The organism is Parcubacteria group bacterium (genome assembly GCA_016181765.1).
Classification (GTDB): Bacteria; Patescibacteriota; Patescibacteriia; order UBA2169; family UBA2169; genus CG10-46-32.
The window spans coordinates 87,382-114,083 of sequence record JACOYR010000004.1 but is presented as its reverse complement, the minus strand read 5'-3'; the positions used below and the strand labels follow the sequence as shown (position 1 = coordinate 114,083).

Genomic DNA, 26,702 nt, shown 5'->3' with positions numbered 1-26,702 from the left:
CTTGAATACAGGAGTGGAAATTTGTGGTATAATTGAAAGCGTCGCGGCCGCTTAAAGCGACCACGCCGCTGACTATCAACTATGCTTGCCGCAAGCACAACCTACCCGGATATCCAAGGAATCATCACTGGCGTTGTTGCCAATGTTTCCATGTTCAACTTCCAGAGCCCGACCTGGGACATGTTCATCATCATGTTCTTTTTGGTTGCCTCGTTCGTGTACGGCTTAACGCTTGGTAGGGACCGCATCATCATGATTTTGATTGCCATCTACATCACGCTCGCCGTGGTTGGGGCGGCCCCATTTATGGACCAGCTGATCCCGCCGGATGCAAACCCGAACAACGTGTTCATGTATAGGATTGTCCTGTTCTTGGGCGTGTTTGTGGCCCTGCGGGCCCTGGCGCGGTCCGATGCCCCGGGGGAGTGGTGGCAGATTGTGGTGTTCAGCATTTTGCACGTGGGGCTCTTAATCAGCATCACGCTCTCGTTTATTCCGGAGGAGTACTACGGCCAACTGTCCCAGATGACCAGGGATTGGTTCGTGGGTGAAGGCGCGGTATTCTTCTGGGTCATTGCGCCCATAGCTGCCATGACTCTGGTGGGGGGAGGGGATGATTAGTTAGTACGCGTCGCGGCCGCCAAGGAGCGTCCGCGCCGCTTCCCTTTTTTCCGAAAATAAGGTACAACAGCATGCCAAGACAGGTGTGCTGATTTTTTGCACAGGTTCCTTGACGTTTTATCCCCTTTGTGCTATTATTGTGACATGTAGAGGGTGAATTTAGTGATTTTTAGCTGATATTAGCTAAAATACGCTAGTTCCCAATATATTTAATTATGGACAATTTTTCGCAAACCAATTCAATTCTGGATAAGGTAATGGCCGTAAAGCAAGAGGAAGAGCTGGCAAGCTTTAATCCGGTTGAAATCATCTCAAAGCTCTTCAGCGAGCTTGGGAGCCGCGAGCAGGATATCCTGCGCCGCAGGTTTGGTTTGCACGGCAAGGGCAATGAAACCCTGGAGCAGATCGGCAAAAACTACAACGTGACGCGCGAGCGCGTGCGCCAGATTGAGAACGCGGCCATCCGCAACATCCGCGGATTCAGCTACTTTGAAGAGACCGTCAAGCCCGTTGAGGTGGTGGTGCTCGCTGCCCTGGAAAAGCACGGGGGCATTATGGCCGAAGACCACATGCTTGAGTACGTATTGCAGGGCGAGCAGAATGATGAAGCCTACTGCAAGCATTTGCTGTTTTTGCTTGAGAAGCTCACCAAGAACCGCATTGTGCGCGAGCAGCGGCCCGGGTTTTACCCGAGCTGGCGCATTGATTTTGTGGACTGGGCCCATGCGGATGAAACCATTGCCGCGCTTGAGCGGATTCTTGAATCCCATGGCGAGCCGCTTACGCACGATGATTTGCTTGCCAAGCTGCGTGAGACCGAAATTTTCAGCAAGCACCAGTCGCACTTTGGGTTTGATCCCGATGAAGCGCACCCCATCCACGCGCACCTGCGCACCACGACCCGCATCCGGCCGAACCCGTTCGGCGAGTGGGGCCTTGCGCACTGGAACACCGTGACCCCCAAGCGCATGGGCGACAAGATTTACTTGGTTATGAGAAAGCACGGCAAGCCCTTGCATTTCCGCGACATCGCGGAGCACATAAACCGCGCCGGGTTTGACGAGAAGCAGGCATACCCGCCTACCGTGCACAACGAGCTCATCTTGGACGAGCGCTACGTGCTCGTGGGCCGCGGCATCTACGCCCTCAAAGAGTGGGGGTTTGTGCCGGGAGTCGTTTCTGACGTGATTTTCTCCATCCTCAAAGAGGCGCCTTCGGGCCTCACCCGAGATGAAATCGTGGAAGAGGTGCTCAAGCAGCGCATGGTAAAGCGCGGTACCGTGTACCTTGCGCTCGGCAATGACCAGCGCTTCAGGAAAGACGACCGCGGCCGCTTCTGTGCGATTGACGCAGTGAGCGTGTAACTCCATAGCGTCGCGGCCGCCAAGGAGCGACCACGCCGCACTCTCATGTAATGACCACCCCCTTTCCCCCTCCTGCATTCAGGAGGGGGAATTTGGTTTTGGTTTGTGCCGCATGTTATGGTATACTATATGCACTATGTCGCTCTCAATCGGCCCGAATAACAGAGAACCGATCACCGCGTTAGCAGCTACCAACTTCCGCAACCAGAAGCGCGTGTTTGGCATCAAAAAAGACGACCGCCGCAGGCACGTGTACCTCATCGGCAAGACGGGCATGGGCAAGTCCACGGTCCTGGAGAACATGATCATCCAGGACATCCAGAACGGGGAGGGTGTCGCCGTGGTGGATCCGCACGGGGACCTGGTGGAGAAAGTGGTTGAGTACATCCCCAATGAGCGCGTGAACGACGTCATCTACTTCAATCCGGCTGACTTGGACTTTCCCATCTCGTTCAATGTGTTTGAAAAGGTGGACAGGGCGCACCAGCACCTGATAGCCTCGGGCCTCATCGGCATCTTCAAAAAACTGTGGGCAGATTCCTGGGGGCCGCGGCTTGAGTACGTATTGCGCAACGCCATTCTGGCGCTTTTGGAGTATCCGGATTCAACCCTGCTCGGGGTCATGAGGCTCTTGGTTGATAAAGGCTACCGCAAAAAAGTCATCCAGCAGGTCACGGACCCGGTGGTGCGGTCGTTCTGGATTGATGAGTACTCCAAGTACCCGGACAAGTTCCAGAGCGAGGCAATCGCCCCGATCCAGAACAAGGTCGGCCAATTCCTCTCAAGCCCGGTCATCCGCAACATCGTGGGCCAGGTCAAGTCATCGTTCTCCATGCGCGAGGCCATGGACCAGGGGAAAATCATCCTCTTAAACCTTGCCAAGGGCCGCGTGGGGGAGGATAACTCCGCGCTCCTCGGGGCCATGCTCATCACCAAAATCCAGATGGCTGCCATGAGCCGCGTGGACATTCCGGAAGAGGAGCGCCGCGATTTCTATCTGTATGTGGACGAGTTCCAGAACTTTGCCACGGAGTCGTTCGCGAACATCCTTTCCGAGGCGCGCAAGTACCGCCTCAACCTCATCATCGCGCACCAGTACATAGAGCAGCTGGATGAGCTGGTGCAGGCCGCGGTGTTCGGCAACGTGGGCACCATGATGCTCTTCCGCATCGGCGGCACGGACGCCGAGGCGCTGGTGACTGAGTTTGAGCCGTACTTTATGGAAGAGGATTTGGTAAACTTAGGCAAGTACGAGGTGTATATGAAGCTCATGATAGACGGGATCGCCTCCCAGCCGTTTTCCGCGACCACCATGCCGCCCATTGAAGGGAAGACCGACAACAAGGATAAAGTCGTCAAGGTTTCGCGCGAGCGGTACGCGACTGCGCGCGAGGTGGTGGAAGAAAAAATCATACGCTGGAGCGAGGCGGGCAGGGAGCCGGACGCCGAGGCACCACAAACTGCCCGCGCTCCGCGCCCCAATCGGTTCCCGGACCGCAGACGGCCGCCCGCCGAGTCGGCGAGGCCGAGCATTCCCAGGCCCGCAGAGCGCCCGATCCCGAGCCCCGCGCCCCAGAACGAGGCGTACCGCGAGCACAGCGAGCGCGACCACCCCAAGAAAAAAGACCTTGCGTTTACTGCTGCGTGCGACATCTGCGGCGAAGAAACCCAGCTCTCCTTTAAGCCGGACGGGGATAGGCCCATTTACTGCAAGTCCTGCTTAAAGAAGGTCAGGGGCGGCGAGATTCCGCGGCTTGAGCGCGGAGGGGAACCAAAGAGAGAGAACCAGGGCAACGGCGCATCCCGCGAGAAGCCCAAGATTCCGAGTTCAGGCATCATCCCCACAGGCCCCGCGCTTTCACTTTCAGACGCGTTTTCCCAGGGCGTCCAAAAATTCCAAAGCTAAACCAGCATGCTAAAACAAACAAAAAAAACAATTGACCCCATTGCCTGCAAGATTCCCCGGTCTCCGGAAGAGAAGACGGTGATGCAGGAGGCGAGCCTGCAATCCTCGGAGTCCATCACCTGGCGCATCTTCCGCATCATGGCGGAGTTCGTGTCCGGGTTCCAGTTCATCGCGCAGTACGAAAAAACAATTTCATTCTTCGGGTCCGCGCGGCTTGACCAGGAGGATAGGTACTACCAGGACGCCCAAAGCCTGGCGCGCAAGCTCGGGAATGCGGGGTTCAACATCATCACTGGAGGAGGTCCGGGCATCATGGAGGCCGCAAACCGTGGGGCGCGCGAGGCCAACGCCAACTCCATCGGCTTAAACATCCAACTGCCGTTTGAGCAGCGCATGAACCGGTTCGTGACGCGCGGCATGGGGTTCCACTATTTTTTTACGCGCAAAGTGATGCTCTCCGCGGCCGGGCAGGCGTACGTGTTTTTCCCGGGCGGCTTCGGCACCTTGGACGAGTTTTCAGAAATCATCACCCTGATCCAGACTAAGAAGATGGAGCGCATCCCCATCGTGCTCTACGGCCGCGATTTCTGGGAGCCGTTCATCTCGTTCGTGGACGAAACCATGCTCAAAAAGTACCGGACCATTGAGCCGCAGGATCTTAAGCTCTTCGCCCTGGCGGACACGGTTACGGAGGCGTTCAAAGTGCTCGCCGCGTCAAAGCCGCGCAAAGATTTTTAGCGGGTGTGGCTTGTGAGAGGCCCCTCGCGCGTGCTACCATAGTACCTATGGCAGATTCTTTTAGCGTGGACGACCGCGTGTACGGCCGGTGGGAGGTTTCAGACCCGCTGGCTCTTTCGTTGATTGCGTTGCCCGCGTTCCAGCGGCTGTACCAGGTGGGGCAGTACGGGAGCTACTGGTTCGGGTTGCCGCACGCCAACACTAACCGCGCGGAGCACTCGCTCGGGGTGTACTATGTGCTCAAGCATTTCAACGCTTCCTACGAAGAGCAGATCGCGGGATTGCTGCACGACATCTCGCATACCGTGTTTTCGCACGTCATTGACTACGTGTACAACGACGTGCAGGCGCAGGGCGTGCAGGACCGCGCGCATGCCTCTATCATCAAACAGGGCGCCATTCAAGAGCTGCTTTCGCGCGCCGGATTCGCGCACGAGCGGATCGCTGACCTTGAGCTGTTTCCCATGCTGGATCGGGAGCTGCCGGATTTGTGCGCCGACCGGCTGGACTACTTTTTGCGGGATTCGGTGTGCTACGGAGAGATGACCCCCCAAGAGGCGCTTGGCATCCTCTTGCACATTTCGTACGCGGGGGGCATGTTCGTGTTTGATGATCCGGACATTGCGCGGTTCGTGTGCCTGCACTCCCTGCGCATGAACGAGCAGCGCTGGGGCCCGCCGTTCGGCTGTTTCATGTTTGAGCGAACGTCAGAGGCCATCAAGCGCGCGTGTTCGCTCGGCGTCATCAGCGAAGCAGATTTCTATGGGACCGACCGTGAGGTGTTGGAGCGGATGAGGGCATCAGGGGACGATGAAATTCTTTCGGCACTTTCGGACGTGGAGCATATTCAGGAGCTCAAGCTGTGCCTTGACCCCGAGAACTACGATTACCACCTCACGTCAAAATTCCGGGGAGTTGACCCGTTGGTGATGGTGAATAACGCCGTGCGCCGGGTTACGGATATCTACCCCGAGGTGCGAGAGCGGTTTGAGGAGTCAAAAAAGCGGTTCCAGGACGGCTACTGCATCCGCGTGGTGCGGGAGTAGCGGTTATGCCCGTTTGTACTATTCGCGAAACGCCGAAATTAGTGAATATGGCCAATTTTCTACCTTCTGTTCACCAATTCTTACCTTATTCATAATTCATAGAATCCTTGCATTTGTTTGTTTTGTGCACTATACTAGGTGTAGTGCACAAGATTAGCTATTTTTGTGCATTAGGAATAAAATAATACGCTTAAAATATGCTAAAGGTAAAAAGTTCGAAATAGACCTGGAGTATAAATCCTTGCCTGAAAAACATGGCCAGCTTCTGAATTTGCTCGATCAATATTTATCAAAGGGCGGTTTTCCGGAAGTCGTGGTAAGCAATCTTGATCCGGCAGATTACTTGGAAGTCCTTTTTGATTCTTTGCTCTTTAAGGATGTTGTAAAAAGGCACCGGGTTAAATTTTCAACGCAGATAAGCACGCTTGGGTCACACCTAGTCAATAATTTTGCTTCGCTCTACACACTCAACAAACTGATGAAGACGCTTAATCTGAAAAGCGTGCACACGGTAGCTAAGTACACATCCTATTTGGAGGAGGCATATTTGATATTCTCACTCTCGCGATATTCTCCAAAATCAAGACAACGGATAAATTCGCCGAAAAAAGTATATGTTGTTGACAATGGCTTTGTAACTGCGAAAGCCATTCAGTACTCGCCAGACAAAGGCAAGCTTATGGAAAATCTGGTTTTCACCGAACTGGTAAAACGAGGGCTTAAGCCAAACTTGGAATTGTTCTATTACAAGACTCGCAATGATCGCGAGGTGGATTTTGTCGTAAAAAAAGGACATCTGGTTATAGAACTGATACAGGTTTGCTATGAGTCCATAAATTCAGATGTCGAGCAAAGAGAAACAAAAGCTCTATCTGAAGCAAGCGGCGAATTGAACGTTAGAAAATTAACCGTGCTCACATGGGACGAAAAGCGAGAGGTTGAAAAAGACGGAATGACCATACAATTCAGGCCGCTCTGGGAATGGTTACTTGACACGGGGGAACGAAACGAATATGGCCAGAATTTGGAATAAACACAAACAATCAAATACCCCTCTTAAAAGAAAGGTCTTCGTCGCCCTGTCCGGCGGGGTTGATTCGTCCGTGTCTGCCGCACTGCTCAAAGCCCAAGGCTACGAGGTAGCCGGATTTTTCATGAAGAATTTCGGGGATACGTTCGGTTTGAAAGTTTCCGAGTGCCCGTGGCTGCACGACCGGGAAGATGCCATGCGGGTAGCCAGCACGCTTGATATCCCGTTCCACACGCTTGATTTTGAGGAGGAGTACAAGAACCAAGTGCTTGATTATTTTTTTGAGGAATACGAAGCCGGCAGAACCCCGAATCCGGACGTGATGTGCAACTCGCAGATCAAGTTCGGTGTGTTCCTGGATAAGGCGCTTGCGCTGGGGGCTGACGCGATTGCGACCGGACACTATGCGCGCCTTGAATCTAAAGATCCTTCGGCTACACCTCGGGATGACAAGGGAGAGTATCAATTACTTAAAGGCGTTGATCAGAACAAGGACCAGTCGTACTTTCTGTACCGCTTGAATCAACAGCAACTGTCAAAAACAATGTTTCCGGTTGGGGGATATCTCAAATCGGAAGTCCGCCAATTAGCGAAAAAGTTCGGATTGCCGAACCATGATAAGCGGGACAGCCAGGGCGTGTGTTTTATCGGGCACGTGGATTTGCGGAAGTTCTTGTCCCAGAAAATCAAAGACAAGCCAGGATCCATTGTCACTGCACACGGCAAAAAAATCGGGGAGCATCAAGGCTTGTTCTGGTACACCATTGGCCAGCGCAAAGGCATTAACATCGGCGGAAAGGGGCCGTACTATGTGGTTGAAAAAGATTTCAGGAGCAATCAACTTTTAGTCACCAATGACGCAAAAGATGAGCGGCTCTATGCGTCAAAAGTCGCCATTAACGACTCAAGCTGGGTGTCCGGCAAGGAGCCTGATTTGTCAAAAACGTACGAATGCCGGGTGCGGTATCGCGAGAAATTGACCCAGTGCACAGCCAAAGCGCTGGGTGAGGGCACGTATGAAGTCGCGTTCCAAGAGCCGCAGTGGGCAGTAGCTTCGGGCCAATCAGTTGTTTTGTACGATGGAGAAGTCTGCTTGGGAGGCGGAATCGTGGCATAAGAAAAGAGACCAGCACCGCACAGGCGAAAAGGGGGCGTGTGGGGCTGGCCTCAACTAAGGGAGCGCAGGCAGTTCAGAGAATGTCCGAAATGCCGCTGGTGCGCCTATCTTTGAGTCCCGTTTCCCTAATTAACACGGCGCCATAGATACAAAAGCAAGGGGGAACCGTGTGAAAAGGACCGGACGCAAGAAGAGAGGGGCGAGATTCAAGGAGCAAAAACCCGGGAACTAAAAAAGCCGACTTCAACAATAGCGGCCAGCTCTTTTTAATCTTTCATGGATTGTGCGGGTTGGGTGCCTGCCCGAGGAGCAGGCCAGTCGTCTGTTTTCATTTTTTCTTTTGGGGCCGCGCCTGGGGCGGGCTGCCTGATTGTATTGTACCATACCTATTGCGGCGTCAAGGGCCCTTAAAACGTTGCAATTGTGGATAAATTCAGGTATCATCAGGCTATGATTACCGCATCAGAGCTCCGGGAAAAATACTTTGCGTTCTTCAAGGAAAAAGGGCACTCAATCATCCCGTCGGCGCCTTTGGTTCCGGAAAACGACCCCACGGTTTTGTTCACCACAGCCGGCATGCACCCTTTGGTGCCCTATTTGCTCGGCGAGAAGCACCCGGCTGGCAAGCGTTTGACAAATGTCCAGAAGTGCGTACGCACCGGGGACATTGACGAGGTCGGCGATGCCACGCATCTGACGTTTTTTGAGATGCTCGGCAACTGGTCTTTGGGGGACTATTTCAAGAAAGAGTCCATTTCCTGGAGCTGGGAGTTTTTGACTGATGTAAAATGGCTTGGGATTGACCCGGGAAAGCTCTTTATCACCGTGTATGAGGGTGATTTAGAGGTTCCAAAAGATGATGAATCAATCAAGATTTGGCAGGGAGAGTTTCAGTCAGTTGGGATAGATGCGAGCGTTGGGGAGCGGATTTTTCTTTTGGGGCGGTATGATAACTGGTGGGGCCCCGCGGGCAAAATCGGGCCCTGCGGCCCGGATACGGAGATATTTTTTGATACTGGCAAAGAGGCTTGTGGTCAAAATTGCCAACCCGGGTGCAACTGCGGCAAGTATGTGGAAATTTGGAATAACGTGTTCATGGAATATAATAAGCGCTCGGACGGGTCATATGTGCCTTTAGCCCAGAAGAACGTGGACACAGGTATGGGCGTGGAACGGACCGTTGCCGTGTTGAACGGTCAAGATTCGGTGTTTGAGATGGATACGTTTGCGCCGATTATTGAAAAGATTCGATCACTCAAGCCATCTGAATCACCCCCTGACCCCCTCCTTAGTAAAGGAGGGGGAAGCACGGTCTCGGAACGCATTATAGCTGACCATGTGCGTGCTGCTGCGGTGATGATTTCAGACGGCGTTACCCCGTCAAATATTGAGCACGGGTATGTGCTGCGCAGATTGATCCGCCGTGCTATTCGTCATAGCCGGCTTTTGGGCATCAAAGGCGCGTTCCTTGGGGATCTCGCACAAGAGGTATTCCGCGTGTACGACGGCGTGTATGAGTCAATCCGCACCAATCATGACCGTATTGTTTCAGCGCTCGGAACTGAAGAGGATAAGTTTGCAAAGACACTTTCAAAAGGCCTTGCAAAGTTCAGTGATTTAGTTGCGTCAGAGAAGGCTCAAGACCGCACTATAAACGCCAAAGACGCGTTTGACTTGTTCCAGAGCTATGGGTTTCCTTTGGAGATAACACAAGAGCTTGCCCGCGAGCACAACTTAGGTGTTGACGAAAAAGGGTTCTATGAGGAATTTAACAAACACCAGGAGCTCTCCCGCACCGCTTCAAGCGGTAAATTCAAAGGCGGGTTGGCTGACCATGGGGAAACGGCAGTCAAGTACCACACCGCCACGCACCTTTTGCACGCAGGGCTCCATCACATCCTTGGCGAGCACGCGGTCCAGAAGGGGAGCAATATAACCGCAGAACGCTTGCGGTTTGACTTCGTGCACCCGCAAAAGATGACGGCTGAAGAGATTAAAAAGGTTGAGGGCTGGGTCAATGACGCCATCAAGAAAGATTATCCGGTCAGTTGCGAGGAAATGTCCGTCAAAGAAGCCAAGGCCCAGGGAGCCATGGGATTGTTTGAAGGCAAGTATGCGGGCAAAGTCAAAGTTTACTCAATCGGGGATGTGAGTAAGGAAATCTGCGGAGGGCCGCACGTGGAACATACCGGCGTGCTCGGGACGTTCAGGATCACCAAAGAAGAATCCGCATCCAGCGGTGTGCGAAGAATCAGGGCGGTGCTTGAGTAGCGGACATAAGGCAAAAAACCCTTCGTTGGTACGGGGGTTCTTTGTGGGCAGTTGCCGCGGCGGTGCCTGTGATACACTCGGGGGTACTGCATGTGTATTCAGTGCGGTGTCGCAGCTCATGCCCAAAGAGCTACGGATCAATCAGGCTGTACAAGCGCAGGACGTTCCTGAAGTAGACTGACGCCCGAATCTTCTGGAGCCTGCCGAGCGCAACCGCGTGGCGCTTGCTCATGGCGAATGCGCCTCCGTTCTCGCGGTACTCGTTCGCGAGCCTGACAATCCTGTTGCTGCTGAACTTCTGCCGCTGTGCCAAGAACCAGGTTCTGCGCTCCTTTTTTCGGAGCGCGAATCCGTTCTCAACAAGCGCCACCAGCGCGTCCCCTTTGAATTTTCCGGATTCGTACTTATGAACCACGGTTCGCAGGGGGCCGGAGGAGCGTATGCCAATCAGCCGCGCCAGCGCTATGGCGTGGTCTTCGCCTATGCCGCGCTTTTCCGCTTTTCTCCTGATGCGCCTCCCGGTGATGTGCTTTTTGCCCAGCTTTGTAAAGAACCATTTCCGCACCTCTGGCTGTGAGAGGGGAAACCCATTCTCTACGAGCCGGAGGAAGGCGCGCTCATCCGGCGACAGCGAGTGCCATGGGTTACCCATGCATACCTTACTCTCCTTGTGTGGGGTGAAAAGGTGATGGGGCACTGCCTAGCATACCACGTTATTGCATATGTATAAAGGGCGCGTGGATGAAAAAAGCCCCGGGGTTCTCTCGCTGGAGAACCTCGGGTCTTTGTGATGCGGCCGCGCCGCCTGGAGCCTTACTTCGGAACCAGGATGGCGAGGCATGCGAGCGTGAACAAAAGAGCGATCCACGCGCCTACCATCAAGTGCAGGCGCTGCTTCAGCTTGCGCTGGCCCGCCCGCGCTTCGGCAAGCGGTATGCTGATCTGGCCCCGCTGAAGCCGCAGGTTATCGTTGTACTTGAGAGCCTGCTTGTCCGGGTGCTCGGCGTCAAAGGCTTTCAGCCTTTTTTCCAAGTCCCGGATGGTTCGCCCAAGTTTGCGGTGCCCTCTCCGATACACGGTCCGGTACCAGATGAGGTAGAGCCACATCCCGCCTATGATCAGGACAAAGGCGAACGCAAACCAGAGAACTGCGGTAGTGACCATCTTATTCCTTTCCCCGCATCGGGTAAAAAAAAGAGAGGCCAGCAACGCGGGGGGATGCGCGTCGCTGGCCTCGGTCGGGGAGACTCCGGTTCAGTTCGGCAACCGATGGCGTTGCGCCATCTGTGCCGCGAGTACCGCGACGGTCTCCTCCCAGATGGACGGAGTGTCGTCCTTGTCTGGGTCGTCGTCGCGCTCGTCGCTGACCCAAACTTCCGCGTCGGGGTCTGGCTGTTTTCTGCGGAGCTGGTTCATGCCACTATCTCCATGCTTTCGCCGTGGATTTCGGGAGACCCCAGTTCCCACGGCATTTGGATGGATGAGGGCGCGGCGTGCGCTCTCGGGAATGAGAAGTGGGGAGTCACTCCTCGGTGAGTCGGCGAAAGGCCTCGGTCTTGCGGTATTGGTACAGGATCTTGAATCCCGTGCAGTACCGCGGACCGAATCCTTTTGAGCTGGCCGCGTTGTACACTTCGTTCGGATCCAGTCCATCGCGGAGACTGGCGAACCATGCTCGCGCACCTAAGATTTCCGGATGCGCAAACAGGAACAAGTTGGCCTTCACAACCCTTTCTGCTTCTTGGCTCTCCCTGCCTTCTTCCTCTTGTGCGCAGCAGGCGAGCATTGCGGATTTTACCTCCTTCCTTTCGGTTGTTAGGGAACGACTGGATTTGAGTTATTATATCATATAATTATAGCATATGTAATGATTTTTGTCAATGTAATTGATTTTTAACCAATATTAGCCATATTTTTATCTTTCTTTTACAAAAAAATTGTGGTAGAATTTGCATATCTAACCACCCCCTTACCCCCTCCTGATTACAGGAGGGGGAGGAAAAATAAACATATGCAGATCCAGTTCTACACAAAAAATGTTGAGCTCAAAGGGAACCTTGAGCAGGAGTTCCACGAGAAGCTCGCGAGCCTTGCCAAGTACAAGGGCAACGTGGACGTGCTGCAGGTGCGGGTTGATGTTTCGCGCGACAGCCACCACAAGAGCGGAGACGTGTACCGCGTTGAGGTGAATATTGACGTTGCGGGCGGGGTCCTGCGCTCCGTGGAAGAGGGGCCGGACATTCTCTCGGCCTTGGATGTGGTGGCCGAAAAACTGGAGCGCCAGGCCCGGGACATCAAAGACCGGATCATAAGCAAGCGGAGGCGAGGGCAGTAGACCCCCCTCTAGCTCCCCCCTTAGCAAGGGGGGAGAACACTATATATGTCATTTTTGGACAAATTACTCGGCGACCCCGGGGACCGGCACATCAAAAAAAAGCTCAAGCCGCTCGCGGAGAAGATTAATTCGCTTGAGCGCGAGTTTGGGAAGAAGTCGGACCAAGAGCTCAAAGGGTGCACCGAACAATTCAAGGCAAAGCTTTCCCAGGGCAAAACATTGGACGACATTTTGCCTGAAGCGTTTGCGGCGGTCCGCGAAGCGAGCAAGCGCACCTTGGGGATGCGGCACTTTGACGTGCAGCTCATCGGCGGCGCGGTCCTGCACCAAGGGGCAATCGCGGAGATGCGCACCGGAGAAGGGAAAACTTTGGTTGCAACCTTGCCGGTATACTTGAACGCGCTCTCCGGCCGCGGCGTGCACGTGGTTACGGTCAACGACTACCTGGCGCGCAGGGACGCGGTGTGGATGGGCAAGGTGTACGATTTTTTGGGGCTCTCGGTCGGCGCCATCCAGCACGAGAAGTCTTTTGTGTATGATGCGGGCGTAACAGCGGATGATGCGTCCGAAGTTGCCGAAGCCCTGTCTTCACCCCTCGTCAAAATTGACTACGACCACTTGCGCCCGGTGTCGCGCACCGAGGCGTACCAGGCGGACATCACCTATGGCACGAACAATGAGTTCGGGTTTGACTATCTGCGCGACAACATGGCGGGCCGGGCGGAACACATGGTCCAGCGCGAATTCAACTTCGCGATCGTGGACGAGGTTGACTCTATCCTCATTGACGAGGCGCGCACGCCGCTCATCATTTCCGCGCCCGATAACCGGCCCATAGAGGCGTACTACCGCTACGCCGAGCTCATCAAAACCCTTACGGAAAACGAGGATTACAATGTGGATGAAAAGCTGCGCGCATCAACCCTTACCGAGGCAGGCATCAAGAAAATGGAAAAGGCGCTCGCCATGGAGAATATCTACACCGAAGGCGGCCTGGACACCGTGCACCACCTGGAGCAGGCGCTCAAAGCGCGCGCGCTGTTTGAGAAAGACAAGGACTACGTAGTTGCCGAGGGCGAGGTCATTATCGTGGATGAGTTTACCGGGCGCTTGATGCACGGCCGCAGGTACAGCGAGGGATTGCACCAGGCCATTGAGGCAAAGGAGGGGGTGGAAATCAAGCGCGAGTCCCGGACCCTTGCCACCATCACGTTCCAGAACTACTTCCGCTTGTACCCCAAGCTCTCGGGCATGACCGGAACCGCCAAGACCGAGGAGGAGGAATTCCGCAAAATTTACAATCTGGACGTGTTTGTGGTGCCCACCAACCGGGCCCTCGCGCGGCTTGACCTTGCTGACCGCATCTATAAATCCAGGCAGGGCAAGTACGAAGCCCTGATCAAGGAAATCAAAGAGCGCAACAGAGCCGGCCAGCCCATGCTCATTGGCACCATTTCCATTGAGCAGAACGAGGAGTTTGCCGGCTTGCTCTCAAAAGCCGGGGTCAAGCACGAGATTTTGAACGCCAAGAACCACGAGCGCGAAGCTGAAATCATTTCCTTGGCCGGCCAAAAAGGCGCCGTGACCCTGGCCACGAACATGGCAGGACGGGGAGTTGACATTGTGCTCGGCGGCACGCCGTATGACGCGCAAAAAGCGGATGAAGTTAAAAAGCTCGGAGGCTTGCACGTGCTGGGCACGGAGCGGCACGAGGCGCGCAGAATTGATAACCAGCTGCGCGGAAGAGGCGGCCGCCAGGGAGACCCGGGCTCATCCCAATTCTTTATTTCTTCGGGAGCGGCCGCATCAAGAACATGATGAACCGCCTGGGGATCCCGGAGGACATGCCCATTGAGAACAAGATGGTGTCCAAGTCCATTGAGTCCGCGCAGAAGAAGGTGGAAGGCCACAACTTTGACATCCGCAAGCACGTGGTTGAGTATGATGACGTGATGAACCGGCACCGCGAGGCAATCTACAAGCGCCGCAAAACCATCCTGACCACGGATTCCGAAGAAGAGCTCCAGGACCAGATTTTTGAAATGATTGATGCGGAAATCAGCCAGGTCGTGAATCTGCACACGTCCGCATCCGAGAAAGATGAGTGGAACACTAAGGAGATTGGGCAAACCATGGCAACTATTTTCCCGCCGGACACCACGCTTGATCTCAATGAGTCCGCTGCATCAGAGGGCCGCGAACAACTGATTGAGCATCTTAAGGCCAAAGCGCAGGCAGTGTTTGATGAGATGTCTTCGTCAATCAATGATCCCGAGCAGGTCAAGCAGATTGAGCGCGGCGTGCTCTTGAACTCCATTGACACGCTGTGGATGGACCACTTGGATGCGTTGGATAATTTGCGCACCGCAGTGGGCTTGCGGGGCTATGGCCAGCGCGACCCCTTGGTGGAATACAAGCGCGATGCCTATGGATTGTTCCAGCAGCTACTCTCCGCAATCCAGAACCAGGTGGTGTACAGCATCTACAAAGTTTTGGCGGCGCGGTCCTTGCAGGCGCGCATGCACGCTGACCCGAAACAGGCGCAGAAGCTTATGAACGCCCTTGCGAGCGGCCTTTCCGCGTTGCGCGGCGTGCGCTTCAGCGCTCCGGCAAAGGAGATGAGCCAAAAGACGGAATCGCCTTTTATGCAATCTTCGCAATCAGGCACCGGTTTGATGCAGCAGGCTGTTGCGGTTTCGTCATCCGCTGCCCTGGCGGACCCGGACCGCAACCGGTTTGGCGGCGAAAAGGTGGGCCGCAACGACCCCTGCCCCTGCGGCAGCGGGAAGAAATTCAAGAAGTGCCATGGGAAATAGTATGCTTGCGCACGCTGGACACCACCCCTAACAATTGGTATCATACAGATACTATGACCACGCAGACGGTAAAACTTGATAAGGACAAAGTGGATTTTTTGCCCAAGGATCTGCAAAAGTCCTGGGAAGGCGCTGACGTGCTTATGATTTCATCGGAAGACATGATTACGCTCAAGCGGGTGCCGGAGCCGGAGCCGGAATTTTGGAAGACCTGGAAAAAGCTTAAGTCCGCGGGGAGGGGCATTACGGCAAAAGATATTGATGACACGGTTCGTGAGGTTCGTTCCGGGCGGCCATAGCAGTTGGTATGCGCGTAGTGCTGGACACGAACGTTTTGGTATCAGCGTTGCTGTGGCGCGGGAGCACGAGCGACATTTTTGAGTTTGCGCGGTCAGGAGTCATTACCCTGTGCGTGTCGCGGGATACAATGGATGAGCTGCTGGACGTGCTCAACCGGCCAAAGTTCACGCGCGTATTTGCGTCAATCGGAAAAACGCCGCAGGCTTTGGTAGAGGAGTTTTGGGAGGTAGCAGAGTACGTTCCGGGAGAGCGGTTTCCGATTGATGTGGTTGCCGAGGATCCAAAAGACGACAAGTTCTTATCCTGCGCGCTTGCGGCCCGGGCTTCCTTTATCGTTTCCGGAGACCGCCACCTCCTGGAGTTGGGGTCATTTGATGGCATTCCCATTGTTGCGCCGACTGAATTTTTAACAAAGATAGGCGGCTCGCATGAATCTTAAAGACACCTACAATCGAATCGCGGAAGATTGGTATAAAGATCATAAGAGTGATTCATGGTGGGTTGAGGGAACAGATGCGTTTGTTTCGTTTTTGCCGAAAGGCGGTTCTGTGCTGGACGTGGGTTGCGGCGCGGGTGTTAAATCAAAATATCTTTCGGAAAAAGGACTGTGTGTTTTAGGCATTGATTTTTCCGATAAGCTGATTGAAATCGCCAAGCGGGACGTTCCGGGTGTTGAGTTTTTAGTGATAGACATGAAAGATGCCGGAACGCTTGAGCGGGAGTTTGATGGAATTTTTAGCCAAGCTTCACTTCTGCACATTCCAAAAAAAGAAGTCATTGCCGTACTGAAAGGCCTGGCCAGCCGATTGAAAAAAGGCGGACATCTCTACATTGCAGTCAAAGAGAAGTGGGAGGGGCAGGACGAGGAACAGGTTGTGGTTGAGGAGGGTTATGGATACCAATACGAACGGTTTTTCAGTTATTTTACCAAGGAAGAATTGCGCGGCTATCTAAAAGAACTTGGTATGGAAGCAGTATTTGAATCTGCCACGCCAATGCATAAAACCACTTGGCTGCAGATTATCGGAAGGAAATAACATGCTTGCATTAGGAATATACAGGCACTACAAGGGCGGCGAGTATCGGGTTATCGGGCCGGCAAAGCACAGCGAAACCCTGGAAGACCTTGTGGTGTATGAAGCGCTTTATAACAATACAGCGTCCCGTTTATGGGTGCGGCCTTTGGCGATGTTTATGGGAGAAGTGGAAGTGGACGGCCGCAACGTAAAAAGATTTGAGTACATTGCCGGTAAGTGCATATTATGATACTATAAGCTCATATGGTTGTTACTTTATCAGAAACATTGGAAAAAGAGGTTTCTTCCGCTGCAAAAGCGCATGGCTATGCGAGCGAGAAGTCGTTTGTTGAGGATGCCCTTAAGCACCGAATTTTGTTGTTGAAAAAGGATACATTCCTCGCGGGCGCGCGAACCGTACGCGAGGCGCTCAAAGGGAAAGGGCTCTCTGAAGGGGATGTTTTGGAAGATTTTGAGATGAAACAGCATCATGGCTAGCACCCGGCAACAAGTTTGGATACTATTCGCGCTCATCATAGTCCTTGGATTTATTTCCGGGTCTATTTTTCTTGACACGCTCCCCGCGAAATGGCCGGCAAAGTACTGGTTTGAGCGGTTCAGGACCCACCTGGGGCTTGATTTGCAGGGAGGCGCGCATCTCGTCTATGAGGCTGACACGTCCCAGGTTGGGCTGGATGACGCCGAGACCGCGATTTCCGGAGTGCGCGACGTCATAGAGGCGAGAGTCAATGCCCTGGGCGTTTCCGAGCCCGTGGTGCAGACCGCGAAAGTTGGTGAGCACCTGCGCATCATTGTGGAGCTTGCCGGCGTGTTTGATGTCAACGAAGCCATTCGCCAGATCGGCGCAACCCCGCTCTTGGAATTTAAGACCGAAGCCATTGCTCCGGAACCAGTGCCCGTAAGCGCGGAAGAACGGGCAAAGCGCGAGCAGTTCAACGCTTCCCAGTTCAAGAAAGCCGAAGAAACCATCCAGAAAATCATAGATGCGCAAGGCCAGAACTTTGCGGAGCTTGCGACTGAACTCTCCGAGGACCCGGGCAGCGCGCAAGCGGGCGGGGATTTGGGTTTCATGCGGCGTGAACTTTTAGTGAAGCCCTTCGGGGACGTGCTCTATGGCGAGCTTGTCGGGGAAGGCGAAACCACGCTTGAGCCCGTTGAAACCGAGTTCGGGTACCACATCATCCAGCGCCTGGAATCGCGCGTGGTTACGGATGATACGGGTTTTGAAGCGGAAGAGGTGCGCGCACGGCACATCCTGTTCCGCACCCAGAGCCTGGAAGGGGACGTGCCGGACTACCAGCCCTGGGCCCAAACCGAGCTCGGCGGCAAGCAGCTCAATCGCAGTGAAGTGCAGTTTGACAGCTACTCCGGGGCCAGCCAGGTCGGCTTGCAGTTTGATGATGAGGGAGCCAGGCTGTTTGAAGAGCTCACGGACAAAAACGTGGGAAAGCGCATTGGCATTTTTCTTGACGGAGGTTTGATTTCCGCGCCCGTGGTGCAGAACCGGATCCCGGGCGGCCAGGCGGTCATCACCGGAAATTTCACTATTCCCGAGGCGCGCGAGCTCGTGGAACGCTTGAACGCCGGGGCATTGCCCGTGCCCATTAACCTCATTTCCCAGCAGACCGTGGGCCCCACGCTTGGCACTGCCTCGGTTGCAAAGAGCATTACCGCGGGCTTAATCGGATTCGCGCTCGTAGGGCTCCTCATGCTCGGCATCTATCGGGCCGCGGGCTTGCTCGCCGTTCTCGCGCTCGTGTGGTACGCGGCAATCGTGTTTTCGTTTTTCAAGCTCATTCCCGTCACCCTGACCTTGGCCGGCATTGCCGGGTTCTTGCTCTCCATCGGCATGGCCGTGGACGCGAATGTTTTGATTTTTGAGCGGCTCCGGGAAGAGCTGCGCCTGGGCAATGCGTTCGGGCACGCGGTTGGGGTTGCCTTTGACCGCGCGTGGAATTCCATCCGCGACTCAAACGCATCAACGCTCATCACGTGCCTGATCCTCGCGTGGTTCGGTTCCAGCGTGGTAAAGGGCTTTGCCATTACGCTCGGCATCGGGGTCCTGGTTTCCATGTTCAGCGCCATCATCATCACGCGCGTGTTTATTGAATTCGCGGGCCGCAGCAGATGGCTCTCCAAGCAGAGGTGGCTCTGGGGCGCCTAATATCCTATGCAAATCATCAAGCACAGCAACATCTATTTCGCCATTTCAGGGGTGCTCGTCGGAGCAAGCGTTCTTGCGGTTGCGGTATTCGGCTTGCGCTTGGGCATTGATTTTACGGGCGGATCGCTCTTGGAAATTACGGTTGACGAGCGGATTGAGGCTGATGCCGCATCCATCGCCGAAATACTCACCCGCCCTGATGAGAATGGAACAAAACTTATTGATTCAGTGCAGGTCCAGAAAACCGGGGAGCATGGGTTTTTACTGCGGTTTCGGGATATAAGCGAGGAAGAGCACCAGGCCATTGCGGGGCGCTTGAATACGGAGTTCGCTGGCCAACTGCCCGAGAGTGAACGCTCCAAAGAGGCTGCCAAGCCAGAGAGCGCTCCTGCCGGAGTACCCAAGATTCAGGCAACTGACAGCCAGGGCAACCCCGTTGACATTCAGGTTGAGGGCGACGGGGGAGCGGTTATCTCATCGCCGGTCACTACCATTGGCGGGCTTGTGCTTGTAAGTGAAGATAGGTTTGAGTCAATCGGCCCGACCATTGGGCAGGAGCTCAAGCAGAAGTCCGCGTACGCCATCATTGCGGTGATTATTTCCATTATACTCTACATTGCCTGGGCGTTCCGGAAAGTGTCCAAGCCCGTCTCCAGCTGGAAGTACGGCATCACCGCAATTATTGCTCTCATCCATGACGTGGCAATCCCCACGGGCATATTCGCGGTGTTGGGAAAGCTTGCGGGCGTTGAGGTGGACATCCTGTTTGTGACGGCGCTTTTAACCATCCTCGGGTACTCAGTGAATGACACCATTGTGGTGTTTGACAGGACGCGGGAGAATTTGTCCCGCGACCACTGGAAGCACGAGTTTGAATGGATCGTGAACACGAGCGTCAACGAAACTGTCCGCAGGTCCGTGTTTACAGCCCTTACCACGTTCGTTGTTCTGCTCGCGGTGTACCTCTTCGGCGGGGAGTCCATCAAGAACTTTGTGCTGGCTCTGATGATCGGCGTGGTTGCCGGAACCTACTCGTCCATCTTCCTCGCGTCCCCCCTGCTCGTTGCGTGGGAGAAGCGGAGCAGGAAATAGGAAATTGAGAGGGAAACCCTTGAGGAAATTTGCGTAAAAAAAGATCCCCCGCTTGAGAGATCAGACTTGACCTATCAATAGGCGGGGGACCGACTGCATTGGCGCAGTGGAACGAACGAACATATGCGAGCGTTACGCCGCATATGTTTTGTGTTTTTGTTTTTGTGTTTCCCCTCCTAGTTGATATGTGATTCAGATTGCGGAACCGCCGCGCCTGATGGCGACCTTGACGCGGACCACATCACGGGTTGAGTCCCTGACGTAGTTGTCGGCGGACGCATCCACCAAGCGCTCGTTATTCGCGCGGATGCCCACCGCCTCGTTGATGCCGATGCAGACGGCGCCGTCTTCCTCCGCCGTGAACCTCGTTGCGCCGTAGTGCAGGCCATACGCAGTCTCAAAGCCGTTGATGCCGGCAATGAGCTGGCCGTACTTTGCCTGTTCGTGGTCCGTGTAGAAGGAGTAGGTCTGCCACACGAACGCGTCCGTACCCTTGACCTTGGGGTACGGTTTGCCCAACAGCGCGATGGGCTCCCGGAAGTAGGCGCGGTGTTCCTCCCGGCCGTTGATGACATAGCCCGCTTCTGGAGAGAGAACCCGGATGTCCACTAGATTCCCCAACCGTACGCGGTCCGCGAGAATACTTACGGGCCGGTTGACCGGAACCTCATACTCGTCTTCGGTTCCGGGGATGGGGTACAGGGGGTAGGCGGTGAATTCCTGGGGCGCTATCACCACTTTCTGGGCGGCCACTCCATTGATCCACCGCATAGTGTCCACCGGAAACCAGGTGTTGGGACCCTCTACGACGGCCCACACCTCAAACCCGATGTGGGGTTCTTGCGCGTCGCTCATTGTACCGCTGGCTCCGGGCCTGCCGTCGGATCGCGCGATAGTATCTCCCTGGCTGACTGTGTTTCCCACGGCAACCAGGATCGTGCCCACCTCCAGGTAGCGCGTGTAGAACGTGCCTCGTTCACTGTTGTCGTGGCGAAGCACGATAGCGCTTACCTCGTGGCGTTTGGCCGGATGCACGGCGATCACGGTTCCTGCCGCGCCAGCGCGCACTGGCGTGCCAACGGAAGCCGGGAACACATCGCTCCAGTTCCGCATGCCGTCCCGTTGCCGGATGGTGCCATAGTAGACAATGGGCGTGATGCGGTAGTCGCCGAGCGGGTGCATGAGCGGAGTGGTGTTGGGCCGCACTTCGGCGGGCGCGTCCAACCCCGGGTTGAAGCTTGCCACTTTGACCGGCGGTTCTGCGGTCTGGTCCCAGATGGCGTAGGGATTGTAGGGCAAGGCGCCCTGCGCGCCTCCGGTTGCGCCGACTGCCACCTCCGCAGGATCCCAGCCGGTTTGCTTGACGTAGCCCAAGGGTACCCAGAAGTTCTTGGCGCCTGGGTCAACCATACCCGTGGCAACATCAACCACTCCAACCATTTCCAGCCAGAGGTTGTCTTTTGAATCGCTTGTCGGAGACTCAAACGAAGAGCTGCGCGCGAGCCGCAATACATCTCCCTCTTTGAGGGGCTTGATGGTCGGATCACGGACGTAGGTCCTGCCGCGGCCAGGCTGGTACGCCTGGCAGGGATTGCGCACTTCCGCGTACTCGGGCGCGCTCTGGTTCAAGCCGCCGAACGAGTTCCGGGTTGCGAGCCAGTGCTGGGGCGAGACAATGCCCCATACACCCACAACCAGTACCAGCATGCTGCCTCCAAACCGCAATCCCCAACACGCGAGGGCAAAGAGGAGTGCGGCCATGATCGGCACCACGAGCAGCGGGAGCACGAACAGCGATTCATCGTAGTACATGTAGGCTGCGTACACGAGAGACACACCGAGCACCCAGAGCATGGCATTCTCAAACCGCGTGCGCGGGTGTTGTTCTTTGCGGCTTGGAATCGCGAGCAGCGTGAGAATCGCGCCGACTGCTGCCGCGAATATCGGAGCCCACACGATGGCGGGCGGGCTCGCCGCGAGCAGCGCCCATCCGGCGACACTGAACCACTGGAACACCAGGAAGCCGGAGAGCACCGGGCCGGCAACCTTTTTGATTTGCTGCCAGGTTTTTCCGGGCAGCTCCTGGATGGATTTGTCCACGGCCCTGATAACCGCGATCATGGGATCCGCGGCCAGGTTCACGATGGCGTTCGGCAGCTCCAATGGCCTTACAACTTGGAGGAGGAGCGTCATGATGGAATCGCCGATTTCCCCTTCGGGCTGGGCGATGATCTGGCCGATCTTCCCCCGGAACTCGGCTACCGCAGTTGCGATTTTGGCGAGCGGCACTTGGGCCGCACCCAGAATCTGGACCAGGACCAGCGAGAGCTGATGCTCAAGCGCGAAATTCGCGGCCATGGGAATCGTGATTGCCGCGAGAAACGCGTACTGGTACACGGAGATGGCCAGAGTGGCACCGGCGCAGGCCAGATACCAGTACGGATTGAACTGCGCCAGGGCGGCGAAGGCCACGATGGCGATGAGCTCAATGCCGATGGAGACAAACAGGCGCCTGGCGGCGCCGGATGCGACTGCCCACGTGACCCGGAAGTCAAACCGCAGGAATCCCAGGAGGATTTCCAGCAGTTCTTTCAGAAGTCCGCTCATTGTCCTTACTCCTTGTTTTTGGTGTGTTGGGTTCAGAAGGGGAGCCACCACTTAGTGGAGAGCCTGCCGCCGTTCTGCTCAATGCGGCGCGCTGTGCGATCCAGGCTTGCGTTCCACGCCACGCGCTTTGCGCGGACCGGGGGTACCGCGGTGCGGGCGACATAGCTGTCGCCGCGCCGCGCGTGCCGCACAGTGAAATCTCGGCCGGAGCGCGCGTGTTTCTTTACGGCGCCCCAATTCAGGACGTTTCGGCGCAGCCACTCGCCGGCTTTGGTTGACAACTGCTTCTCCGGAACGAGCATGCAGACTCTGTTGTAGAAATCGTCGTACCCGCTGCTGTTCGCGAGGAATACGAGTATCTGGCGCTGCGCGGCCTCGTGTGGATGCTTGGTGATGATGACGCGCAGGAGTGTTGCCCTCCAGGGCTCGGTTTGGCGCAGGCGCACCAACTTCCCGATGAACTCGGCAATGACCGGATTTGCGGATGTGCCGTAGAGTCTGGCGGCCCATTCATTGAACAGGGCTATGTCCCCGCCGAACGCGCTTTCATCAGCAAGCCCGAGGCTCGGCAGAATGCCCGCGCGGAACGTATGCAGCCCCGAGATCCGTGGAACCGATACCTGCACCGGTTCCCCGCTCCCTCCGAGGATGGTCCGGTTCACAAAGCCCGCGCCAACCTGGCCAACCGTCTCTTCAAACAATTTGTTGAATATCTCATTGAGTTTTTTCATCTTCAACTCCTCTGGTACTGCTCGGGCAAGAGCCCGAGCGCACATGCGATGCGGAACCGTTCGGTGTCGCTCTCGGTTTTCCCGAGTAGCGCAAGTATTTTTTGGATTTTATCGGACGTGTTTTCGGCGCCCTCTTGAGCCATCTGCCCGAGCGAGGCGCGGAAGTGCTCCAATGCAGCCGGAGTGAGTTTGTCCAGGAACTGGACCGTGATCCGCCTGCGATGGAGCTCTGCGAGCGCCGTGATGCCGTTGATGCTCGCAAGGTACTCGGACAAGGCTTGCGCAACCAAGAAGTTCGCTTTCTGCCGCGAAGCCTTGGACGCGGATTCCGCCTCTTTGCGATCTTTTTCGGCAGCCCTCGCGTCCGTAGCCCGCTTTGCTTCGGTTTCTACTTTGACACGATCGGTTTCAGCGGCCATCTTGGCGATGTCGGCCCTGTGCCTCTCTTCAGCTCTTCGGCCGTCTGCCTGCAGATGGTCAAGGATTTCATCTCCGAGTTCGCCGACCTCTATCTGGTCCAGCGCGTTCCTGATTACCTGCTGCGGAACACCTGGGATGTTCAGGGCGTTGCCGCCCTGCCCGCCACCTCCGCGGTTTCTGTTGCGGCGGCCTTGGCCTCCGCGCTGTTGCTGATTCATGGTAGCCTCTGCTTCTAGGAGTGGGTGAGTATCATGGTGAAGAGCCAGATCCAGGCCGTGATAGCGAAGAGTTTGGCCATCCAGTTTCCCTGGAGCGCCCCTATCCACGCGATGCCATGTCCTGGAATGCGGTTCGCGGCGAGGATCGCCGCGAATGAGATCGGAACTGCCGCCATCATGAAGGGATGGCGCACAATGAACGGGATGATATCTAGACGGGTGACCGGAGCCTTGGTAAGCATCACCAGGACCGGGCCCGCGAAGAGTAGTATGAGCGAGCACAGGCAAAACCATCGGCGCGCGCGCTTGATGCTTCTGCGCCGGGTATCTGCGAGCGCCTTTAGGTGATCCCGGATTTCTTGTGTGTCGTCCGGGTTTTCCGCGTGGTACTGCGGACCGTCCAGCAGCCCGCCTGTGCGCTCTTTTCTCCAGCGCTTTGGCTTAGTTCCCAGGAATGGCGTGACGAGGCCCACGGTCCGCGCGCGGGCGAGATCAAACTCGCCGCACCGGATGAGCACGCGCTTGATGTGCGCGCGCTTGTTCGTCATTGCGGCTGGGGTCGGCTCGGCTCCAGGGACTGGCCATGCTCCGTAAGCCTGGCCAAATCATCAGGCGTAAGTTCGCCGACCTGGTTTGCGCCGGGCAGGGTGTCCAGGATAGCCCGGACAGCGGCCGCGGTCTTTGCCACAGCCATCTGTTCCGTGATCTGCGCCGCTTTCTGGCGCGCGCGTTCCCTGGCCTGTTCCACTGTCTGGCTTTGGCCAGGCGCTGTTGCTGCGTTCATGCGATCATCTCCTTCGCAATAGTTGCGCTGTGGAAGTTGCGGGAAGTCAGGTGATTTTGTTTGTGTTGTATCCTAAATAATAGGTTGTCAACGACCGAGTTAGATTTCTTTAGTCTTAATATCACATTTCTATTTATTTGTCAATGTGCAAAAACTTGACAAAAATAAGCAATTATGTATAACTAACTGTAGTTTTGTTGTTATTTGAAAATCAGTGTTGTGTACAAATTCGCTGAATCAACCCTAACCTTTGCGCAAGTACGCCCACCTGAAGGAGGGGCAAGTGATGGCACAGAAGATTGCAGTAACCGGGACCAGCGTCACAACGCTGGACCGAGTCAATGTGTCCGAGGACCTGGAGTTTCTGGGGAGGGGTGACCAGTCTGGTGCGGTGCCCCTCATCATCACGGCGCCGAGAGCATCGCTCGCCGCGAAATTGGCACCGGTCCGCAGGCGCTTGCTCTCGCGCGCCGGCGCCACATTCCTCGTGATGACGCCGACAGGGCTTCGGGTCGTCGCCCGGGGCGAGAGCCCGGCGATAGACAGCATGATGCCATTTGTGGTACACACGAACACGTTCAGCTTCCAGTGGATCTACCCGGGCATTCCGACCAAGCCTGGCGCGGGCGAGGCAATTCCACTGGACGTGGTAGTCTGCGGCACGGCCCAGGTCGCCAGCATGCCTGCGTTGCTCGCGCGCACCCAGCAGGGCCTGCCGTACGTCCTGTCCGGGGATTGGCAGGCTGCTCGGGACATGCTCACAAGCCCGTTTGCCGAGATTCTCGGCAGCCGGACATACTCCGAGCACAGGGTTCTCGGGTTGCCGGGACATGCAGGCGTGTCCCGGGAGTCACAGCTTGCAAGCGAGATTCGAGATGCTATGAAGGGCGCGCTTGCGGGGCTTGCGAACGAGGGCAACGTGTTTTCGTTCAAGGACGTGACGGTTGATGTCCGGCCGCCGGAGCACATCCGCAAGCGCGAGGAGGCGCAGGAAGCTCTGGTTCGCGAGATCAGCGCGTCCATCGCTTCCGAGGGTCGGGACAAGTTCTGGCCGATTCGCGGCCGTGTGTCCGAGAGCGCCCAGACGGGAGCCTTGGACGCGGAGAACGCGGCACGGCTCATAGCCGCGTGGGAGAAGCGCGCCGAGGTACACCTCACAGCCGCGGTCAAGGGCACGGACGACGTTGCGGCGACGCGGGAAATCGTGGCGGCTGCCGCGATTTCCCGGGAGCGCAAGGATGAGCTCTACCACGCGCTTGATGAACGCGAGGCAGAGCTCAAGGAAAAGCAGCGCGCAAACGCGCTTACTGGCCTTGGCCGCGCGATTGAAAGGGCGGACCTCGGGTCCGTTCCAAGCATCGGACAGCAGGTCAGGAATGATGCGCGAATCACGCCTGATGACCGCACGGAACTCATCGCGAAGCTGGAAGAGAAGCGCGCGAGCCTCGAGGCAGAAGAAGCGCGGCTGAAGAAGCGCACAGAAGATCAGCGTCCTAAAGTCCAGGAGTTTCTGGACCGCATTCCAGGCGCTGACCGCGAAGCGCTCACTCTGATCGTGCTCCAGGTTGCGCGCGAAGAGTTCGTGCGGCCGCTCCTCAAGAGTCTGGAGGAGGGGATCGCACAGCGCGACCAGGAGCTCAAGGACGCGGTTGAGGCCCACGCGCAAGCCGAGGTGGCGCGGCGCGTCTCGGAAGTGGACATACAGGCACGCGTCGTTATTGTCGCGAATACGATTCCGGCTGTCCGGGCGCGGCTCAATGAAGCCGCCGGGCTTATCAACAGCGAGAGCACTCGCGTGCAGGCAGCCATTGCCTTGCGCGCGGCAGGCATGTCGGACCGCGGGATTCAGGATGGATTCCGCCTGGACGCAGCCGCACTGCTCGGCGGAGAAGCCCGGCCTGCGCTGGAGCGCGGCAAGCCGGCACCCGAGTCGGCACGGCTTGCGGATACATCGGGTCCAGGGCAAGACAATGGCCGTGAAGCGCATCCGGTGCGCGGACGCGCAACGCGCCCGAAGGCAAGGGAGTGAGCCGCACCCAGTAGCTGTTCACTCTGTACACTCGCTATTGTTTGTTGGCCATACGTCCAAAACCCTCTGTCTTTCT

28 protein-coding genes are annotated in these 26,702 nt (G+C 56.1%); 19 read left to right on the top strand and 9 right to left on the bottom strand.

Going from position 1 to position 26,702, the window contains the following annotated elements:
* Positions 1–81 precede the first annotated feature (81 nt).
* The 8 genes from HYT31_03035 to HYT31_03000 all read left to right on the top strand — a co-directional run bounded on the left by HYT31_03035 (position 82) and on the right by HYT31_03000 (position 10,093).
* Entirely contained in the window at positions 82–621 is a 540-nt protein-coding gene (locus HYT31_03035; GenBank protein ID MBI2050757.1) for a hypothetical protein, read from the top strand.
* A 215-nt stretch (positions 622–836) separates the two neighbouring features.
* Positions 837–1,985, top strand: coding sequence for a hypothetical protein (locus HYT31_03030; protein MBI2050756.1), 1,149 nt, complete (start codon positions 837–839; stop codon positions 1,983–1,985).
* A 136-nt stretch (positions 1,986–2,121) separates the two neighbouring features.
* Complete coding sequence (locus HYT31_03025; GenBank protein MBI2050755.1) at positions 2,122–3,891, top strand: type IV secretion system DNA-binding domain-containing protein; 1,770 nt, start codon at positions 2,122–2,124, stop codon at positions 3,889–3,891.
* A gap of 6 nt (positions 3,892–3,897) precedes the next feature.
* Positions 3,898–4,629: a TIGR00730 family Rossman fold protein gene (locus HYT31_03020; protein ID MBI2050754.1), complete on the top strand. Its 732-nt coding sequence runs from the start codon at positions 3,898–3,900 to the stop codon at positions 4,627–4,629.
* Positions 4,630–4,676: 47 nt separating this feature from the next.
* Positions 4,677–5,675 carry an HD domain-containing protein gene (locus HYT31_03015; protein MBI2050753.1) on the top strand — a complete coding sequence of 333 codons (999 nt, stop codon included), beginning with the start codon at positions 4,677–4,679 and terminating at the stop codon, positions 5,673–5,675.
* A gap of 241 nt (positions 5,676–5,916) precedes the next feature.
* Positions 5,917–6,708, top strand: a complete 792-nt coding sequence (locus HYT31_03010; protein MBI2050752.1) for an ATP-binding protein — start codon at positions 5,917–5,919, stop codon at positions 6,706–6,708.
* Positions 6,689–7,822, top strand: coding sequence for a tRNA 2-thiouridine(34) synthase MnmA (gene mnmA, locus HYT31_03005; protein ID MBI2050751.1), 1,134 nt, complete (start codon positions 6,689–6,691; stop codon positions 7,820–7,822). Before HYT31_03010 ends, mnmA begins: the two co-directional genes overlap by 20 nt.
* A gap of 450 nt (positions 7,823–8,272) precedes the next feature.
* Positions 8,273–10,093: an alanine--tRNA ligase gene (locus HYT31_03000; GenBank protein MBI2050750.1), complete on the top strand. Its 1,821-nt coding sequence runs from the start codon at positions 8,273–8,275 to the stop codon at positions 10,091–10,093.
* 130 nt (positions 10,094–10,223) lie between these two features.
* Here the strand turns inward: HYT31_03000 and HYT31_02995 are convergent, their stop codons facing one another.
* The 4 genes from HYT31_02995 to HYT31_02980 form a co-directional block, all read right to left on the bottom strand.
* Positions 10,224–10,745: a hypothetical protein gene (locus HYT31_02995; protein ID MBI2050749.1), complete on the bottom strand. Its 522-nt coding sequence runs from the start codon at positions 10,743–10,745 to the stop codon at positions 10,224–10,226.
* Between the two features lie 161 nt (positions 10,746–10,906).
* A complete protein-coding gene (locus tag HYT31_02990; protein MBI2050748.1) occupies positions 10,907–11,257 on the bottom strand; it encodes a hypothetical protein in 351 nt (116 codons plus the stop codon).
* A gap of 90 nt (positions 11,258–11,347) precedes the next feature.
* Positions 11,348–11,509 (bottom strand): hypothetical protein, encoded by a 162-nt coding sequence (locus HYT31_02985; GenBank protein MBI2050747.1) that lies wholly within the window; start codon positions 11,507–11,509, stop codon positions 11,348–11,350.
* Positions 11,510–11,615: 106 nt separating this feature from the next.
* A complete protein-coding gene (locus HYT31_02980) occupies positions 11,616–11,879 on the bottom strand; it encodes a hypothetical protein (protein ID MBI2050746.1) in 264 nt (87 codons plus the stop codon).
* Positions 11,880–12,104: 225 nt separating this feature from the next.
* Between HYT31_02980 and raiA the strand changes: the two genes are divergently transcribed.
* Genes raiA through secF form a run of 10 tightly spaced genes read left to right on the top strand, consistent with a single transcriptional unit; the run spans position 12,105 to position 19,837 of the window.
* A complete protein-coding gene (raiA, locus tag HYT31_02975) occupies positions 12,105–12,428 on the top strand; it encodes a ribosome-associated translation inhibitor RaiA (protein ID MBI2050745.1) in 324 nt (107 codons plus the stop codon).
* A gap of 45 nt (positions 12,429–12,473) precedes the next feature.
* Complete coding sequence (gene secA / locus HYT31_02970; GenBank protein MBI2050744.1) at positions 12,474–14,246, top strand: preprotein translocase subunit SecA; 1,773 nt, start codon at positions 12,474–12,476, stop codon at positions 14,244–14,246.
* Positions 14,243–15,244, top strand: a complete 1,002-nt coding sequence (locus HYT31_02965) for an SEC-C domain-containing protein (protein MBI2050743.1) — start codon at positions 14,243–14,245, stop codon at positions 15,242–15,244. The genes secA and HYT31_02965 overlap by 4 nt, the downstream gene beginning before the upstream one ends.
* Positions 15,245–15,297: 53 nt before the next feature.
* On the top strand, positions 15,298–15,543 hold the full coding sequence (locus tag HYT31_02960; GenBank protein ID MBI2050742.1) for a hypothetical protein: 246 nt from the start codon (positions 15,298–15,300) through the stop codon (positions 15,541–15,543).
* 8 nt (positions 15,544–15,551) lie between these two features.
* On the top strand, positions 15,552–15,983 hold the full coding sequence (locus tag HYT31_02955; GenBank protein MBI2050741.1) for a putative toxin-antitoxin system toxin component, PIN family: 432 nt from the start codon (positions 15,552–15,554) through the stop codon (positions 15,981–15,983).
* Complete coding sequence (locus HYT31_02950) at positions 15,973–16,581, top strand: class I SAM-dependent methyltransferase (protein MBI2050740.1); 609 nt, start codon at positions 15,973–15,975, stop codon at positions 16,579–16,581. The genes HYT31_02955 and HYT31_02950 overlap by 11 nt, the downstream gene beginning before the upstream one ends.
* A gap of 1 nt (position 16,582) precedes the next feature.
* The gene (locus HYT31_02945) at positions 16,583–16,810 is read left to right on the top strand and encodes a DUF1653 domain-containing protein (protein ID MBI2050739.1); all 228 of its coding nucleotides are present in this window, start codon (positions 16,583–16,585) and stop codon (positions 16,808–16,810) included.
* A 14-nt stretch (positions 16,811–16,824) separates the two neighbouring features.
* Complete coding sequence (locus tag HYT31_02940; GenBank protein ID MBI2050738.1) at positions 16,825–17,058, top strand: hypothetical protein; 234 nt, start codon at positions 16,825–16,827, stop codon at positions 17,056–17,058.
* Positions 17,051–18,745, top strand: a complete 1,695-nt coding sequence (gene secD / locus HYT31_02935; protein ID MBI2050737.1) for a protein translocase subunit SecD — start codon at positions 17,051–17,053, stop codon at positions 18,743–18,745. The genes HYT31_02940 and secD overlap by 8 nt, the downstream gene beginning before the upstream one ends.
* A gap of 6 nt (positions 18,746–18,751) precedes the next feature.
* Complete coding sequence (secF, locus tag HYT31_02930) at positions 18,752–19,837, top strand: protein translocase subunit SecF (GenBank protein ID MBI2050736.1); 1,086 nt, start codon at positions 18,752–18,754, stop codon at positions 19,835–19,837.
* 192 nt (positions 19,838–20,029) lie between these two features.
* Here the strand turns inward: secF and HYT31_02925 are convergent, their stop codons facing one another.
* Genes HYT31_02925 through HYT31_02905 form a run of 5 tightly spaced genes read right to left on the bottom strand, consistent with a single transcriptional unit; the run spans position 20,030 to position 24,597 of the window.
* The gene (locus HYT31_02925) at positions 20,030–22,444 is read right to left on the bottom strand and encodes a M23 family metallopeptidase (GenBank protein ID MBI2050735.1); all 2,415 of its coding nucleotides are present in this window, start codon (positions 22,442–22,444) and stop codon (positions 20,030–20,032) included.
* A gap of 32 nt (positions 22,445–22,476) precedes the next feature.
* The gene (locus HYT31_02920; protein MBI2050734.1) at positions 22,477–23,175 is read right to left on the bottom strand and encodes a hypothetical protein; all 699 of its coding nucleotides are present in this window, start codon (positions 23,173–23,175) and stop codon (positions 22,477–22,479) included.
* Positions 23,176–23,177: 2 nt separating this feature from the next.
* Complete coding sequence (locus HYT31_02915) at positions 23,178–23,813, bottom strand: hypothetical protein (protein ID MBI2050733.1); 636 nt, start codon at positions 23,811–23,813, stop codon at positions 23,178–23,180.
* Positions 23,814–23,827: 14 nt separating this feature from the next.
* Positions 23,828–24,361 carry a hypothetical protein gene (locus HYT31_02910; GenBank protein ID MBI2050732.1) on the bottom strand — a complete coding sequence of 178 codons (534 nt, stop codon included), beginning with the start codon at positions 24,359–24,361 and terminating at the stop codon, positions 23,828–23,830.
* The gene (locus HYT31_02905; protein ID MBI2050731.1) at positions 24,358–24,597 is read right to left on the bottom strand and encodes a hypothetical protein; all 240 of its coding nucleotides are present in this window, start codon (positions 24,595–24,597) and stop codon (positions 24,358–24,360) included. The genes HYT31_02910 and HYT31_02905 overlap by 4 nt, the downstream gene beginning before the upstream one ends.
* 286 nt (positions 24,598–24,883) lie before the next feature.
* Between HYT31_02905 and HYT31_02900 the strand changes: the two genes are divergently transcribed.
* The gene (locus HYT31_02900) at positions 24,884–26,626 is read left to right on the top strand and encodes a hypothetical protein (GenBank protein MBI2050730.1); all 1,743 of its coding nucleotides are present in this window, start codon (positions 24,884–24,886) and stop codon (positions 26,624–26,626) included.
* Positions 26,627–26,702: the final 76 nt, after the last annotated feature.